A 15,837-nucleotide genomic window follows, 5' to 3' on the forward strand; every position below is an offset into this window, starting at 1 on the left:
CGGTGGAACCGCTTCCCCGGTGGTCGGCAGGGACACGCTCATCGGCAACCTCGCTCAATCGTCGGCCGGTCTCATGGCGCGTGGCGCGCCAGCCACCGTTCGCAACCGTTCGCCTCCCGGCGGCATTCCCGCCGCCGACCACCGGGGACGGCCCGCAGGGCGGCGGCGTAGCGGGCGGCGCGGTGGTCGAGCTCGCTGATGCCGGCGCCCCGCTCCGGGGCGTCCCTGAGAACCTGGACGAAGGCCGAGCCGACGGCCACGCCGTCCACCCCGGGCGCCGCCGCGGCGGCCAGTTCGGGACTGGTGATGCCGATGCCGGTGCACACGGGGGCGCTGGTCAGCCGTCTGGCCCGCCCGGTGCGGTGGCGGAGGTCGGTCAGATCGAGCACTCCGGCGGCACCCGCCGGATCGGTGTTGGCCGGGAGGTGGACCCACCCGGTGGAGGCGGCGGCCGCGTCCGGGAACCGGTCGTGGTCGGCGAGGAAGGTCGTGGCGAGCCGGTGCCGTACGGCGGCGGCGAGCCAGTGGCCGGCCTCGGGGCCGGCCGGGTGCAGATCGGGCAGCACCACGCCCGCCGCGCCCGCCGAGGCCGCGGCGGCGGCCAGCGCCCCGGTACCGGACCGGAGCAGCAGCTCCCGCCCGGTCATCAGCACCACCGGGACGCCGGCGGTCGCCGACACCTCCCGGAGGATCTCCAGCACGGCGCCCGGTGTGACCGGCGGCGCGGCCGGGTCCCCGAGCGGGGGGCCGATCACGAGGACGTCGACGTGCCAGCTCAGGGTGCGCAGCGCGGTGACACTGTCCTCGGCGGTGGGGCAGCCGGCGGGGAGACAGCCGACCAGTGCGGCCCGTCCGGCCGCTCCGGCGCGGCCGAACGCCGCGGTCAGCCGGTCCCTCGGGGCCGTGGTGGGAGTGGGCATGGGCGGTTCCTCGGAGTCCTCGGAGGTGGGACACGGACGCCGGGGCCGGACGGGCGGCGTCCGGCTCGCGCGGAGGGGCGCCGTCCCCGGAGGCGGTCCGCCCGGGACATGACGGCGGCGTGGCGCCGTGGGGGTGGGGGAGGAGGGTGTGCGGACCGGGCGGTGCCCCGTCGGCGCGGTACGGCCGTCACCGGACCGCGGCCGGGTGGCCGCGGTGAACCGCGGGCGGCCGTACGGCGGGTGCCGGGTCCGGATGCCGGTGGTTCCGGGTGTCGTGGTGCTCGCCCTCCCGATCCTTGCCGGTTGCCGGTTGCCGGTTGCCGGTCGTCCGGACGGGCCGTGACGACGGCACACGACGGCGCACGGCAGGGGATGTCCCGTCCGGCACCGGCGCATGCGTGACCGCGCGGAAGGAAGACGACGGGAGGGACTGGAAGGGGAGAGGTGGAACAGTGGAACAGGTGAAGATGGTGCGGTCGGCCGACCGACTTTCCCCCGTGGATCCCCCGTGGATCCCCCGTGGATCCCCCGTGCGGGCCCTGCGGCACGATCCTGACGCATGAAAGCCGGACGGTCAAGAATTCTTGACCACCCCGCTCTCGTCCGCCAGGATCGGCGGCGGCACACTACTGGTGAGGAACATTCATGCCGTGCCGGCCGCGGCTCCCCTCCCGCGACGGGCCGAACCGGCCGGAGCGGCGGGGCGCGGGGGGCCGGACACGATCGGGAAGGGACTTGCCGCATGGCGGACGCGCCCGGCGCTTCGGAGCTGTCGCAGCGTGTGGCGGCGCGGCTCGGCCTCCTGTTCGCCGCCGTCCAGCCGGCCCACCTCCAGCGCCCCTGGACCAGTGCCGAGGTCGCCGACCGCTGCGGGGTGGACACCGAGTACGTCCGGGCGCTGCGCGAGGGCGTCCTGCGGGACGACGAGGTGGATCCCGAGATCGACAAGGACCGGCTCTTCGGCCGGCGCCTGGAATGCCTCCTGCGCACCCGGCTCTCCCCCGTGACGGGCAAGCCCTACACCCAGGCCGAGGTGGCCAGGGGGATCGGCACCAACCGGCAGCACATCGCCAACCTCCGCAAGGGGGCGAACAACCCGTCCATCGTGCTCGCCCAGCAGCTCGCCGAGTTCTTCGGAGTGGACGTCGGCTACTTCAGCGCCTCGCCGCTGAGCGCCGTGGCGGCCTGCTTCGGTCTCACGAAGGAGTTCCTTGTCCAGGACGATGACGATCCCTATGTCGTCAAGGCGACGGAGAACCTGCGCCTGCTCAGGGCCATGGCCGACAAGCGGGTCAGCCGCGTGGTCGGCCGGCTCGTCGACAGATACGAGGCCGCTTCCGGGGACGGCGCGTGACGGGGGCGGACACCCGCTTCCGCCGGCCTGTCCTGTGCGAGTGGCATATACCGGAAGGCGGTGACATGGGAGCCTTCTCGTTATGGTGGATGCGCCGGCGCTGGGCCCGCCGGGTCCGCGGAGAGCTCGGCCTGCCCCCCGACCCCTCACTCCAGGACGCGATCCAGGCCGTCTCGGCCCGTCGCGGCCGCCCCATCAGACTGATCGTCGAACCCCTGCAACTGCGGGTCTCCGGCTACTGCGCCCAGTCCGAGGACACCGACTACATCTACGTCGACGCGCACGCCAGCCCGCTCCTCCAGCACCAGGTCGTCTGCCACGAGCTCATGCACCTGCACCTGGGCCACGAGCCGGCCGACCACCGCAAGATCGACGACGAGGTGTCCAGAGCCCTGTTCGGCGTCATGGACCCGGACATCGTGCGCCTGGTCCTGGGCCGCGACGAGTACGACGAGGACGCCGAGCTGGAGGCCGAGATCATGGGCACCGTCCTCCTCCAGTGCCTGGACATGTCCCCGCAGCGCAACAAGGCCCTGACCGCCTCCTTCGAGATCGGGGACACGGGTGTCTGAGCCGGTGTCCGAGGGCGTGTACAACGCCGCCTACCTCACGGTCAGCGGCTTCGCCTGCCTGATCTTCCTCCTGCGGATCGTGCGGTCGCGGGGCGGGGCCGCGGCGCCCGTCGCCACCGTCTCCACCGTGAGCCTGCTGGCCGGCGCCGCCGCCTTCCTCTTCGGCTCCCCCCTCGTCTACCGCGCGGTGGGGGAGGTCACCGGACTCCCCAACCTCGCCACCCTCCTCGTCTACGGTTTCGTCACCCTCTACGGCGGCCTGGCCCAGGGCATGGCCCTGACGTGGTCCCCCGTGGAACGCCCGGACGGCGGCGGCCCCCGGTCCGCGGCCCGCCGCCACATCGCGGCGTACCTCGCCCTGATCGCGGTCCTGGCCGGGCTGTTCGCCTGGGGCGACCCGGCGGGACCGGCGGTGCCCCTCACCTTCGACGTCGAGTACGCCGACCAGCCGGTGATCTTCGCCTTCCTCATGCTGTACCAGGCCGGCTGGTTCTACGCGTGCCTGCACATCGCCGCGATCTGCCGGCGGCACCTGCGCCGCGTCCGGCCGGACGAGCGCACCCTGCGCCGCGGCCTGCGGCTGGTCCTGGCCGGAGTGCTCACCTGCAGCACCTACGGCGTGTGCAAGACGATCGCGATCACCGGGATCGTGCTGGAGGCCTACCGGGTGGACGTGCTCAGCAACGTCGTCGGCCCGGCGACGTCGGCCCTCGGCGCCGCCCTGATCTCCCTGGGCTTCCTCTACCCGCTCGCCCGCAGGTGGCACTCGGCCCGCCGGGACTACCTGCACCTGGCCCCGCTGTGGAACGCGGCGATGCAGGAGCGGACCCCGAGCCGCTCCCTGGTGCCGGCGGACCTGCTCTTCGGGCGCCTGGCGCTGAGCGGCGTCGACTACCTGCTGGCCCGGCGCATCATCGAGATAACCGACGCGCAGCGGGCGCTCCAGCCCTACGTCGTCCCCGGGCCCGCCCGGGAGGTCGCCGGCAGCGCGGAACGGCACCGGCTGACCGGCGACGACCTCAGGGCCGCGCAGGACGCCGCCACCTTCCTCGGCGCGCTCCGGCGGGTCAGGACGGGGCAGGCCCCCGGCCCCCGGCCCGTTCCCGAGGGGCCGGGGCGGCTGGCGACGGATCTCGACGCCCGGGCGGAGCGCGCGCACCTGGTGCGCATCGCCCGGCACCTGCGGCACCCGGCGGTCCTGGCGGCCGTCCGGCGGGCGCGCTGAGCGCCGGACCACTCCGGCCGGCCCGGACCACTCCGGCCGACCCCGGCAGATCCCGACCGACCCCGACCGAAGCGCAGGCCACCGTGTCCGAACCGATCGCCGCCGACTGCCGGCCGCAGCCGGGCGGCGAACCTTCCTGGGCCGCCTACCGGACCCTGGCCCGCACCTGCCCGAAGACCCTGAAAACCGGCCTCAACCTGGCGTTCTACCGCTGCTTCGCCATCCCCGGGATCGCCCGGACGCTGGTGGACAGCGGCGGGATCACCCGGCGGCCGACCGCCCGGGCCAAGGCCACCGGCGCGCACCTCTTCCGCCTGCTGGAGGAGGGCTTCGACACCGCGGCGGCGCGGGAGACCGTACGGCACCTGCGCGCCGTCCACCGCGGCCTGCCCGCGGACGACGGGGCGTTCGCGTACGTCCTGGGCCTGTTCTGCGTCCACCCCCTGCGCTTCGCGGCCCGGTACGGCCCCCGGCCCGCCACCGCCGCCGAACGGGACGCGGCGTACGCCTTCTACGCCGAACTCGGCCGCCGCATGGAACTGACCGGCCCGCCCCCGGACTTCGAAGCGCTCGCGGCCTTCACCGACGCCTACGAGGCTCGCCACGCCCGTCCCACGCCCGAGGCGCAAGCCCTGTGGCGCGCGGCACGGCAGGTGTTCGCGGAGCGGCTGCCCGCGCCGGTCGCCCCGCTGGGGCCGGTGCTCGCCGAGTGCCTGCTGGACGAGGCGGTACGGACCGCCCTGGGCGTCGGCCGCCGCCCCCGGCCGCTGCGGGCCGCCGCGGCCGCCGCGCTCCGCCGGTACCTCGCCCGTGCGGAGCGCCCGTGACGGTCCGCGTCCCGGCGCGCCTCCGGCCGCCGCCGTGCCGTACCTCACCCTCATGACCTGCCCGTTCGCGGGTATCAGGGCGTCGCGGCGCCGGACGGCGGCGCGGGGAGGGGAAGGCGGAACCGCACGGTGACGATCGGCGACGGCGTGTACGCGTGGCTGGGGGCCGGGGCGCTGCTCGCGGCGGTGCTGCCCCGGCTGGTGGCCGGGCGGCGGCCGCTGTCGCTGCCCCTGGTGTTCCTGCTGTGCGGCATCGGCGTGTACCTCCTGCCCCTGCCGCTGCCCGCCGTCGATCCGGTGGGCGACCGGCTGCTCGTCGAGCATGCCACCGAGATCTGCGTGATCATCTCGCTGATGGGAGCCGGACTGGCCCTCAACCGGCCCGTCGGCCTGCGCCGCTGGGCCACCACCTGGCGGCTGCTGGGCATCACGATGCCGCTGACCGTGGTGGCCACCGCCGGGGCGGCGTGGTGGCTGCTGGACTGGCCGCCGGCCGCCGCGCTGCTGCTGGCCGCGGTGCTGGCCCCCACCGATCCGGTGCTCGCCTCGGAGGTGCAGGTGGGCGAGCCGACCGAGGAGGAACACGACGAGGACGAGGTGCGGTTCGCCCTGACCAGCGAGGCGGGTCTGAACGACGGGCTCGCCTTCCCCCTGACCTACGCCGCCGTCGCGCTGGCCGTCGCCGCGGGCAGTGGCTGGTCGGCCGACTGGGTCGGCTCGTGGGTGCTGGAGGACGTGCTCTACAAGTGCGTCGTCGGAGTGCTCGGCGGACTGCTGGTCGGCCGGCTGCTGGGCTGGCTGTTCTTCCGGGCCCCCTCGCGACTGCTGCGGCTCTCCCGGCACCGGGACGGCTTCGTCGCGCTGGGCGCCACCTTCCTGTCGTACGGCCTGACCGAGCTGGCGGGCGGCTACGGCTTCCTCGCCGTGTTCACCACCGCCTGCGCCGTCCGGGCGGCCGAGCGCGCCCACGGCTACCACAAGGTCCTGCACGACTTCGTGGAGCAGGTCGAGCGCCTGCTCACCGCGGGGCTGCTGTTCCTGCTGGGCGCCTTCGTGGCGCTGGGCGGCCTGTCCCACCTGACGTGGTGGGGCGCCGCCGTGGCGCTGCTGGTGCTGCTGGTGATCCGTCCGGCGGCGGGGTGGGCCGGACTGCTGGGCGGCTCCCCGGTGCGCCGGGAGCGCCGGGTGGTCGCCGCCTACGGCATCCGGGGCATCGGTTCGCTGTACTACCTGGCCTACGGGCTGGGGCAGACGGACTTCCCGGTGCCGGAGCGGGAGCTGTGGGCGGTGGTGACGTTCACCGTGCTGGCCTCGGTCGTCCTGCACGGCGTCACGGCCGGGCCGGTGATCGCCCGGCTCGACCGGGCGCGCGGCCGGGGGAGCGGAGCGGGCGAGCCGGACAGGACGGACGAGGCGGCGGAGAAGTCCGGCTCCGGCCGGTGACCCCGGTCACCGGCCGGAGCGCCGGTGTCAGCGCCGCCGCAGCAGCAGCTCGGTGTTGCGGTCGTCCGGCTCCCCGGCCAGGATGTCGAGCCGGCCCGGGGCGTTGAAGGCCAGCTCCCGGTAGCGGGAGGCCAGCGCGGCGGGGGAGAGGTCGCCGGGCTCGGCGGCGTACGGGGCGGCCGACTCCACGCAGGTGGTGAACAGCGACAGCGTCCCGTCCCCGTTGTCCGTCAGCTCGACGACGCGGGCGAGCTGCGGATGGTCCACGTGCGAGGCGGTGGTGATCTCCCAGAAGTGCCCGCGCGGCGTGATCCGGTTGCGGTGGCTGTGCCCGTTGAGCCAGGCCACCACGTTCGGGTGCCGCGCCAGTACGGCCAGCAGCGCGTCACCGCCCACCGGCGTGGAGGCGGCGGGGTGGTGGCTGAAGACCAGCACGTGGTCGTCGCGGTGGCGGGCCAGCTCGCGGTCCAGCCAGCGCAGTTGCGGGGCGGCGAGGTGGCCCCGGTGGTCGCCGTCGGGGTTGGTGGTGTCCAGACTGATCCCCACGACGTTCCCCGCCGTGCTCCCCACCGTGTTTCCCGAGGCGTTCCCCGGGGCGCGGAACGAGTAGTACAGCCGCCCCTCGGCCACGGACTCGGCGGTGTAGCCGTGCCCGGCGGGCCCCGGGCCGGTGTACGCCGGGTCCAGGTGCGCCTCGGCGTACTGGCGGTTGGTCAGGGGGACGCGGGCCGGGTCGGGGGTGACGGTGCGCGTCCGGCGGGCGTGCCCGCGCAGCAGCCGCCGCAGGGCCGAGCCCCGGGTGTCGGTCCCGGCGCTGATCGACGCGCGCATCGCGGCGGCCTCGGCCGCCGGCAGCTCGTACAGCTTGCGGTCGCCCACGGCCAGTTCGGCGAAGTACGGGTCCACCGCGTAGTGGCCGCCGACGAGGTTGTCGTGGTTGCCGACGGTGGAGTACCAGGGGATGCCCAGCCCGGGGCTGGTCAGCCGCCCGGTGGCGGCGCCGAGGAGGCCGGGCAGGTGCGGCAGGCCGTGCCGCCGGTCGATGCCGTCCAGCGGCTTCTCCGGGTGCCAGTACAGCGGCAGCCCGGAGTCCTGCACGCCCTCGTAGCCGCCCGGGTCACCGGTGTTGGGGGTGATGCGGCCGCCGCTCATCGCGGTGAGGAACCACTCCACCTCGGCGCGGCAGTTGTTGTCCGTGTTGTCGCCGGTGGTCATCGCGAAGTCCAGGGGCGCGCCGGTGGCCGGGCCGCCGCGCAGCGCGTTGATCCGCTCGACCATCGACACCAGGCCGTGGACGGTGAGCGCCTCCTGCGGGCGCCAGGCGCGGGGCTCGGCGGCACGCAGGTACTCGAAGCGCACCGGATGCTGCACGTCGGTGAGGTGGGCGTCGGTGAGGTGGACGAAGGAGAGCAGGACCGTGCGCTTCTCCTCGCGCCGCCGCCCGGCGGGGGCCAGCTCCTCGCGCACCACGCGGGGCCAGCCCGGCCCCGCGGCCAGCCGCCGGTAGCCGGTGGTGCCGCGCGGCGCGGCGACGCTCTCCAGCGTGGTCCCGGCGGGGGAGGGGCCGGCCGGTGCGGGTGCGGGTGCGGGTGCGGTGGGTGCGGTGGCGGAGGGTGCGCTCGGGGCGGCCGGGGTGGCGGCACCGGCCGACTCGCCGCCCGCGTGGAGGACGGCGCCCAGCCCGGTGGTGGCACCGGCCGCCCCGGCGACCCCGGCGGCGGTGAGCAGCGTACGGCGGGTGAGCGGGCGGCGGCCGGTGACGGATTCGGGTCTGCTGCGGGACATGGACGTCTCCCCGGGTGCGGACGCGGAGCGGGGCGTTCCCCCTCCCACGGGGATCGTCGGCACCGCCGGTGACCCGCGCTCCAACGGCACGGGAACGCCCGGCACCGATCACGCCGCATGGATCACCGCACCCCGTGACCGTCACCCGCCGCTCACCGCACGTTCGCCCGGCAGCCCCGGAACACGGACGCGCGGTCCCGCCGCTCGCCGGGAGCGGCGGGACCGCACAGTGCGCCTGCCCGTCCGTCCGGCTGCCGGAGCCCGCGCGGCCGTCGTGCGGTTTCCGGGCGCGGGGGCGCGCTCGCCCCGCACGCTCACCCCCGTCCGAGGTCGGCGCGGATGACGGCCAGCGCCTCGGTGACGTACGTCTCGGCGGCCTCCTTGGTGAGGCCCAGGCCGCTGAGCGGTCCCTGCCCGTGCTCCTGCTCCAGCAGGGCGAGCAGCAGGTGCTCGGTGCCGATGTAGTTGTGGCCCAGGCGCAGCGCCTCGCGGAAGGTGAGCTCCAGGGCCTTCTTGCTCCCGGCGTCGAACGGGATGAGGTCGGTCTTCCCCGCCTCGCCCGAGGCGGGCGGCAGGGTGTCGGTGAGAGCCTGCCGGACGGCCTCCGGCGTCACGCCCTGTGCGGTGATCGCCTTCGCGGCGAGCCCTTCCGGCTCGCTCAGCAGGCCCAGGGCCAGGTGCGGCGGGGTGATCTCGGGGTGGCCCGCCGCGGTGGCCTCGTTCTGGGCCGCCACCACCGTGTTCCTGGCGCGCGGGGTGAAGCGGCCGAAGCCCTGGGCGGGGTCGAGGTCCGAGGTGCCGGGGGCCTTGGGGACGAAGCGCTTCTGGGCGGCCTGCTTGGTGATGCCCATGCTCCGCCCGATGTCGGTCCAGGAGGCGCCCGAGCGCCGGGCCTGGTCCACGAAGTGGCCGATCAGGTGGTCGGCCACCTCGCCGAGGTGCTCGGCGGTGAGGACGGCGGTGGAGAGCTGGTCCAGGACGTCCTCGTGGGTCTTCTTGATGCCGTGGATCAGGTCGTCGAGGCGGATGGACGCGGTCAGGGGTGCGGGGTTTCCGGGATCTGTCATACGTCAACCGTAGGTTGACGACAGGCTATCGTCAACCCCAGGTTGACGATGGTCCGGTCCGGCGGGGAACAGCCTCCGCGCTCATCCGGGCAAGGCCCCGGCAGGAGTGCGAGGATGGCCGGACACACGGTCCGAGAGAAGGAGATGACGCAGGTGCCTGGTACGAACCTCACGCGTGAAGAGGCGCGGGAGCGAGCCCGTCTGCTCGAGGTGGACGCCTACGAGATCGAGCTGGACCTCTCCGGCGCCCAGGACGGAGGTACCTTCCGCTCGGTCACCACGGTGCGGTTCGACGCCCGGGAGGCGGGGGAGAGCTTCATCGACCTGGTGGCCCCCACCGTGCACGAGGTCCTCCTCAACGGTGTGGCCCTCGACCCCGCCGAAGTGTTCGCCGACTCCCGCATCGCCCTGCCCGGCCTGGTCGAGGGCCGCAACGAACTGCGGGTCGCCGCCGACTGCGCGTACACCAACACCGGTGAGGGTCTGCACCGCTTCGTCGACCCCGTCGACCAGCAGGCGTACCTCTACACCCAGTTCGAGGTGCCCGACGCCCGCCGGGTCTTCGCCGTCTTCGAGCAGCCCGACCTCAAGGCGTCCTTCGCCTTCACCGTCACCGCTCCCGAGGGCTGGACGGTGATCTCCAACTCGCCCACCCCGGAGCCGCGCGACAACGTCTGGCGCTTCGAGCCGACGCCGCGCATCTCCTCCTACATCACCGCGCTGATCGCCGGCCCGTACCACTCGGTGCACAGCAGCTGGGAGGACGGCAAGGGGCGCAGCGTGCCGCTGGGCGTCTACTGCCGCCCGTCGCTGGCCGAGCACCTCGACTCGGACGCGATCTTCGCCGTCACCCGGCAGGGCTTCGACTGGTTCGAGGAGAAGTTCGGCCTCCCCTACCCCTTCGCCAAGTACGACCAGCTCTTCGTCCCCGAGTTCAACGCGGGCGCGATGGAGAACGCCGGCGCGGTCACCATCCGCGACCAGTACGTCTTCCGCTCCAAGGTGACGGACGCCGCCTACGAGGTGCGCGCCGAGACCATCCTCCACGAGCTGGCCCACATGTGGTTCGGCGACCTGGTCACCATGGAGTGGTGGAACGACCTGTGGCTGAACGAGTCGTTCGCCACCTACACCTCCATCGCCTGCCAGGCCGCCGCCCCCGGCAGCCGCTGGCCGCAGGCGTGGACCACCTTCGCCAACTCCATGAAGACCTGGGCCTACCGCCAGGACCAGCTCCCCTCCACCCACCCGATCATGGCCGAGATCCGGGATCTGGACGACGTCCTGGTCAACTTCGACGGCATCACCTACGCCAAGGGCGCCTCCGTCCTCAAGCAGCTCGTCGCCTACGTCGGCGAGGAGGCGTTCTTCAGCGGTGTGCGGACGTACTTCAAGCGCCACGCCTGGGGCAACACCCGGCTGACCGACCTGCTCACCGCGCTGGAGGAGACCTCCGGCCGGGATCTGAAGACCTGGTCGCGGGCCTGGCTGGAGACCGCGGGCATCAACATCCTGCGGCCCGAGCTCACCGTCGGCGAGGACGGGACGATCGCCTCCTTCGCGGTGCGCCAGGAGGCCCCGGCCCTGCCCGAGGGCGCCCAGGGTGAGCCGCTGCTGCGCCCGCACCGCATCGCGGTGGGCTCCTACGAACTGGAGGACGGGAAGCTGGTGCGCACCGGCCGCGTCGAGCTGGACGTGGACGGCGAGCTGACCGAGGTGCCCGAGCTGGCCGGCACCCGCCGCCCGGCCGTGCTCCTGCTCAACGACGACGACCTGTCGTACGCCAAGGTCCGGCTCGACCCCGAGTCGCTGGCCACCGTCACCCAGCACCTGGGCGACTTCGCCGAGTCGCTGCCGCGCGCCCTGTGCTGGGCCTCGGCCTGGGACATGACCCGGGACGGCGAGCTGGCCACCCGCGACTACCTGGAGCTGGTGCTCTCCGGCATCGGCAAGGAGTCCGACATCGGTGTCGTGCAGTCCCTCCAGCGGCAGGTCAAGCTCGCCCTGGACCTGTACGCGGCCCCCGCCTGGCGCGAGACGGGGCTGCTGCGCTGGTCCGACGCGGCACTGGAGCGGCTGCTCGCCGCCGAGCCCGGCAGCGACCACCAGCTCGCCTGGGCGCGGGCCCTGACCGCGACCGCCCGTACCGAGGAGCAGCTCTACCTGCTCGCCGGACTGCTGGGCGGCAGCGAGGAGATCGAGGGCCTGACCGTGGACACCGAGCTGCGCTGGGCGCTGCTGCACCGCCTGGCGGCCACCGGGCGCGCCGACGAGGCGGCCGTCGAGGCCGAGCTGGCGCGCGACCGGACCTCGGCCGGCGAGCGGCACGCGGCCGCCGCCCGGGCGGCCCGGCCCACCGAGGAGGCCAAGGCCGAGGCCTGGGCCCAGGTCGTGGAGTCGGACAAGCTGCCCAACGCCATGCAGGAGGCGGTCATCTCCGGCTTCGTCCAGACCGACCAGCGCGAACTGCTCGCCCCCTACACCGCGAAGTACTTCGACGCGCTCAAGGGCGTGTGGGAGTCGCGCAGCCACGAGATGGCGCAGCAGATCGCGGTCGGGCTCTACCCGTCCCTCCAGGTCTCCGAGGAGACCCTGCGCGCCACGGACGCCTGGCTGGCGGCGGCCGGGCCCAGTGCCGCCCTGCGCCGGCTGGTGGTCGAGTCCCGCGCCGGGATCGAGCGTGCCCTGAGGGCACAGGCGGCGGACGCCGCCGCGGCGGTCTGACACCGGGAGCGGGAGGAGCCGGAGCGCGTACGGCGCACACGGAGAGGGGGTGGCGTCCGGGCGCCACCCCCTCTCCGCGTCCCCCTCCGCCCGGGCGGTCAGTCCGGCGCCGCGCGGCGCGGCTCGGGCCTGCCGCCCGGTGGGCCGTCCCCGCTGTCCTCCCCGCTGTCCTCACTGCTGTCCTCCCCGCTGTTCTCACTGCTGTCCCCGCCCCGGGAGCGGGTGGACACCAGGGAGGAGACGACGGAGACGGTGATGGTGACGACGATGACCCCGAGGGTGAGGGGGATGGGCAGCTTGCCCACGGGGGTCTCGGACAGGATCAGCTTGGCGCCGGCGAAGGCGAGCAGGAACGCCAGACCGTAGTGGAGGTGGACGAAGCGCCGCAGCAGCCCGGCCAGGCAGAAGTACAGACTGCGCAGGCCGAGGATGGCGAAGGCGTTGGCCGTCCACACCAGGAAGGTGTTGGTGGTGATGGCCAGGACGGCCGCGACGGAGTCGACGGCGAAGACCAGGTCGGTGGCCTCGATCGCGACGAGTGCGACGAACAGCAGGGTGACCACCCGGCGGCCGTCGAGCCGGACGAGGAACCGGCTGCCGTGGTACCGGGGATCGGTCGGGACGACCTTGCGGATCAGGCGCACCACCGGGTTGCGGTCGGGGTCGACCTCCTCGTTGTGCGAGAAGGCCATCTTCCAGCCGGTCCAGATCAGGAACGCGCCGAGGAGGTAGGCGGTCCAGAAGAAGATCTCCAGCAGCCGGGCCCCCACGAAGATGAACGCCAGACGGGCGGCGAGCGCGCCGATCACACCCCAGAAGAGGACCTTGTGCTGGTAGGCGTCGGGGACGGCGAAGAACGAGAAGATCAGCGCGAAGACGAAGATGTTGTCGACCGACAGCGCCTTCTCGATCAGGTAGCCCGAGTAGTAGGTGCCGGCCGTCTCGCCCCCCTGCCAGGCCCACAGCACCAGGCCGAAGCCCAGGCCCACGGCGATCCACACCGCGCTCCAGATCGTGGCCTCGCGTAGGCCGATCACGTGGTTGTCGCGGTGGGCGAGCAGGTCGACGGCGAGCATCACGGCGATGCCGACGGTCAGCGCGGCCCACACCCACAAGGGGGCGGTGAAAGACGGATCGTTCATTGGAACCGCGTTCCTTGCGCGGCGGCGGCCGAAACGGCTGAGGCGACCGAAACGGCCGGAACGGTCGCCGGCCTGGCGCGGTGCGTGTCACGTCGGCGGAGAGCCGGAGGAGCCGGGGGGCGGGAGACGACCTCCCGGGCGGTGCCCGCCACCCGCCGTCCCGCCCCGCCCCGGTCAGACGCGGGCGCGCGCGTCGCACTCCTGGGCGCGCAGCGCCCGGGCGGTGTCGTCGCGGGCCTCCAGCACCAGCCGGCGCAGCGCCGGGGCGGCGTCCGGATGGTCCGTCAGCCAGGCGTCGGTCAGCTCCACCACGGCCCCGGCGTCCTGCAGCGCCGGGTACAGGCCGCGGACGACCGCCATGCCGATCTCGATGGACCGCTCGGCCCAGACCCGCTCCAGCGCCTCGAAGTAGCGCGGCGCGTACGGCGCCAGCAGCTCCCGCTGCCCCGGCTGGTCGAAGCCGGAGATGGTCGCCTCCACCAGCGCGTTGGAGAGCCGGTCGGAGTCCACCACGTCCGACCAGGCCCGCTCCTTGACCCGGGCGGAAGGCCGCGCGGCCAGGCAGCGCACCTGGTGGCGCCGGCCCGAGGCGGTGTCGTCGCGCGCCAGCTCGGCCGCCAGCCGCGCCTCGTCGGCCGCGCCGTGGGCGGCCAGCGGCTCCAGGAAGGTCCAGCGCAGCTCCTGGTCGATCTCCAGCCCGTCGATCCGGCCGGTCCCCGCCAGCAGCCGGTCCAGCATCTGCAGGTCGTGCTCGTCGTGCGCGAGGGAGGCGAAGAACCGCGCCCAGGCGAGCTGGTGGTCGCTGCCGGGGGCGGCCTGCCGCAGATGCCGCAGCGCGCCCTGGGTGAGCTCCCGGGCGCTCTCCCCGCGCGCGGCGGGCGCCACGTAGTGCACCAGGGCGGTGCGCGCCCAGGCGTGCAGCATCTGCACCACGCCGATGTCGCTCTCCTCGCCCGCGAAGCGCAGCACCAGGCCCAGGAAGTCGTGCGCGGGCATCAGCGCGTCACGGGTGAGGTTCCACAGCGCCGACCAGCACAGCGCGCGGGTCAGCGGCTCGGTGACCGAGCCCAGATGGTCGCGGAGGGTGGCCAGGGAGGTCTCGTCGAAGCGGACCTTGCAGTACGTCAGGTCCTCGTCGTTGACGACGATCAGCTCCGGCCGCCCGGCCCCGGCCAGCTCCGCCACGACCGTCCGCGCCCCGGTGACGTCCACCTCCGCGCGGGCGTAGCGCTCCAGTGCCCCGCCCGCGTCCTGCCGCCGGTACAGGCCGACCGCGACCCGGTGCGGGCGCAGCACCGGGTGTTCCTCGGGCGCCTCCTGGGTGATCGCCAGCTCGGTGATCCGGCCCGCGGCGTCGCAGACGGCGTGCGGGGTCAGGGAGTTGACCCCGGCGGTCTGCAGCCAGGCCCGCGACCAGGTCGCCATGTCCCGGCCGGAGGTCTCCTCCAGGACCGACAGCAGGTCCGCCAGCCGGGTGTTGCCCCAGGCGTGGCGCTTGAAGTAGCGGCGCGCGCCCTCCATGAACGCGTCGCGCCCGGCGTAGGCGACGAGCTGCTTGAGGACCGAGGCGCCCTTGGCGTAGGTGATGCCGTCGAAGTTGAGCTTGGCATCCTCCAGGTCCCGGATGTCCGCGGTGACCGGGTGGGTGGAGGGGAGCTGGTCGGCGCGGTACGCCCAGGACTTGCGGCGGTTGGCGAAGGTGACCCAGCCGTCGGTGAACCGGGTGGCCTCCGCCAGCGACAGGGCGCCCATGAAGTCCGCGAAGGACTCCTTGAGCCACAGGTCGTCCCACCACTCCATGGTGACCAGGTCGCCGAACCACATGTGCGCCATCTCGTGCAGGACGACGTTGGCGCGGCCCTCGTAGGCGGCGTCGGTCACCTTGCCGCGGAAGACGAACTCCTCGCGGAAGGTCACGCACCCCGGGTTCTCCATCGCCCCCAGGTTGTACTCGGGCACGAACGCCTGGTCGTACTTGCCGAACGGGTACGGGTAGTCGAAGTGGTCGTGGAAGAAGTCCAGGCCCTGCTTGGTGACGGTGAAGACCTCCTCGGCGTCGAAGTACCGGGCCAGTCCCTTGCGGCACAGCGCCCCGAGCGGGACCACCAGCTCGGTACCGTCCGCCAGGACGCGCCGGTAGACGTCGGTGACATGGTGGTACGGGCCCGCGACGACCGCCGTGATGTACGTGGAGATCGGCTTCGTGGGCGCGAACCGCCACAGGGCCGCCCCCTCGCCGACCGGCCGCGGCCCGTCCTCGGGAGCGCTGTTGCTCAGCACCGTCCAGCCGGCGGGGGCGGTGACGGTGAAGGTGAAGGGCGCCTTGAGGTCGGGCTGCTCGAAGTTCGCGAAGACCCGGCGGGCGTCGGCGGGCTCGTACTGGGTGTAGAGGTAGGTCTCGCCGTCCTCCGGGTCGACGAAGTGGTGCAGCCCCTCGCCCGTGCGGCTGTACGCGCACCAGGCGTCCACGATCAGCGTGTTCTCGGCCGCCAGCGAGTCGAGTGCGAGGCGCGAGCCGTCGAACACCTTCGCCACGTGGAGCTCCCGGCCGTTGAGCGTCACGGAGGAGACCTCCGGCGCGATCAGGTCGGCGAAGGTGGCGGCGCCCGGCTCCGCGCAGCGGAAGCGGACCGTGGTGGTGGAACGGAAGGTACGGGGCCCGGCCCCGGAATGGGGGCCGACCGCGGAGCGCAGGTCGAGTGCGACGTCGTACCCGTCCACGGTCAGCAGCCGGGCACGCTCCCGGGCCTCGTCACGGGTCAGGTTCTCACCGGGCAC

At 73.9% G+C, this 15,837-nt stretch carries 11 protein-coding genes; 6 read left to right on the plus strand and 5 right to left on the minus strand.

Annotated elements, in window-relative coordinates:
• Positions 1-71: 71 nt before the first annotated feature.
• Positions 72-920 (minus strand): tryptophan synthase subunit alpha, encoded by an 849-nt coding sequence (locus CUT44_RS33260; RefSeq protein WP_158239679.1) that lies wholly within the window; start codon positions 918-920, stop codon positions 72-74.
• A gap of 742 nt (positions 921-1,662) precedes the next feature.
• Between CUT44_RS33260 and CUT44_RS28485 the strand changes: the two genes are divergently transcribed.
• The 5 genes from CUT44_RS28485 (at position 1,663) to CUT44_RS28505 (ending at position 6,341) form a co-directional block, all read left to right on the plus strand.
• Positions 1,663-2,274 (plus strand): helix-turn-helix transcriptional regulator, encoded by a 612-nt coding sequence (locus tag CUT44_RS28485; RefSeq protein ID WP_100204831.1) that lies wholly within the window; start codon positions 1,663-1,665, stop codon positions 2,272-2,274.
• Positions 2,275-2,339: 65 nt separating this feature from the next.
• Positions 2,340-2,846, plus strand: a complete 507-nt coding sequence (locus CUT44_RS28490; protein WP_100204832.1) for an ImmA/IrrE family metallo-endopeptidase — start codon at positions 2,340-2,342, stop codon at positions 2,844-2,846.
• Between the two features lie 4 nt (positions 2,847-2,850).
• Positions 2,851-4,071, plus strand: coding sequence for an MAB_1171c family putative transporter (locus CUT44_RS28495; protein WP_100204833.1), 1,221 nt, complete (start codon positions 2,851-2,853; stop codon positions 4,069-4,071).
• An 83-nt stretch (positions 4,072-4,154) separates the two neighbouring features.
• Positions 4,155-4,898, plus strand: coding sequence for an oxygenase MpaB family protein (locus CUT44_RS28500; RefSeq protein ID WP_199185869.1), 744 nt, complete (start codon positions 4,155-4,157; stop codon positions 4,896-4,898).
• Between the two features lie 129 nt (positions 4,899-5,027).
• Positions 5,028-6,341 carry a cation:proton antiporter gene (locus tag CUT44_RS28505; protein WP_100204834.1) on the plus strand — a complete coding sequence of 438 codons (1,314 nt, stop codon included), beginning with the start codon at positions 5,028-5,030 and terminating at the stop codon, positions 6,339-6,341.
• 27 nt (positions 6,342-6,368) lie between these two features.
• On the opposite strand, the gene CUT44_RS28510 is transcribed toward CUT44_RS28505, so the two are convergent.
• Together CUT44_RS28510 and CUT44_RS28515 are read right to left on the minus strand one after the other, a co-directional pair.
• Positions 6,369-8,126, minus strand: coding sequence for a TIGR03767 family metallophosphoesterase (locus tag CUT44_RS28510; protein WP_100204835.1), 1,758 nt, complete (start codon positions 8,124-8,126; stop codon positions 6,369-6,371).
• 314 nt (positions 8,127-8,440) lie between these two features.
• Entirely contained in the window at positions 8,441-9,193 is a 753-nt protein-coding gene (locus tag CUT44_RS28515) for a Clp protease N-terminal domain-containing protein (protein ID WP_100204836.1), read from the minus strand.
• A 153-nt stretch (positions 9,194-9,346) separates the two neighbouring features.
• Here CUT44_RS28515 and pepN (CUT44_RS28520) point away from each other — a divergent pair, with 153 nt between their 5' ends.
• A complete protein-coding gene (pepN, locus tag CUT44_RS28520) occupies positions 9,347-11,917 on the plus strand; it encodes an aminopeptidase N (protein WP_100205254.1) in 2,571 nt (856 codons plus the stop codon).
• A 98-nt stretch (positions 11,918-12,015) separates the two neighbouring features.
• Here pepN (CUT44_RS28520) and CUT44_RS28525 read toward each other — a convergent pair whose 3' ends face one another.
• Together CUT44_RS28525 and pepN (CUT44_RS28530) are read right to left on the minus strand one after the other, a co-directional pair.
• On the minus strand, positions 12,016-13,059 hold the full coding sequence (locus CUT44_RS28525; protein WP_100204837.1) for a TerC family protein: 1,044 nt from the start codon (positions 13,057-13,059) through the stop codon (positions 12,016-12,018).
• Between the two features lie 174 nt (positions 13,060-13,233).
• The gene (gene pepN, locus CUT44_RS28530) at positions 13,234-15,837 is read right to left on the minus strand and encodes an aminopeptidase N (protein ID WP_100204838.1); all 2,604 of its coding nucleotides are present in this window, start codon (positions 15,835-15,837) and stop codon (positions 13,234-13,236) included.

Origin of the sequence: Streptomyces carminius (genome assembly GCF_002794255.1) — a bacterium.
GTDB classification, from domain to species: domain Bacteria; phylum Actinomycetota; class Actinomycetes; order Streptomycetales; family Streptomycetaceae; genus Streptomyces; species Streptomyces carminius.

Excerpts from the sequence above, each read along its gene's own strand:
- CUT44_RS33260 (WP_158239679.1), bottom strand. The coding sequence starts at position 920 with ATGCCCACTCCCACCACGGCCCCGAGGGACCGGCTGACCGCGGCGTTC.
- CUT44_RS28485 (WP_100204831.1), top strand. The coding sequence starts at position 1,663 with ATGGCGGACGCGCCCGGCGCTTCGGAGCTGTCGCAGCGTGTGGCGGCG.
- CUT44_RS28490 (WP_100204832.1), top strand. The coding sequence starts at position 2,340 with ATGGGAGCCTTCTCGTTATGGTGGATGCGCCGGCGCTGGGCCCGCCGG.
- CUT44_RS28510 (WP_100204835.1), bottom strand. The coding sequence starts at position 8,126 with ATGTCCCGCAGCAGACCCGAATCCGTCACCGGCCGCCGCCCGCTCACC.
- CUT44_RS28515 (WP_100204836.1), bottom strand. The coding sequence starts at position 9,193 with ATGACAGATCCCGGAAACCCCGCACCCCTGACCGCGTCCATCCGCCTC.
- CUT44_RS28525 (WP_100204837.1), bottom strand. The coding sequence starts at position 13,059 with ATGAACGATCCGTCTTTCACCGCCCCCTTGTGGGTGTGGGCCGCGCTG.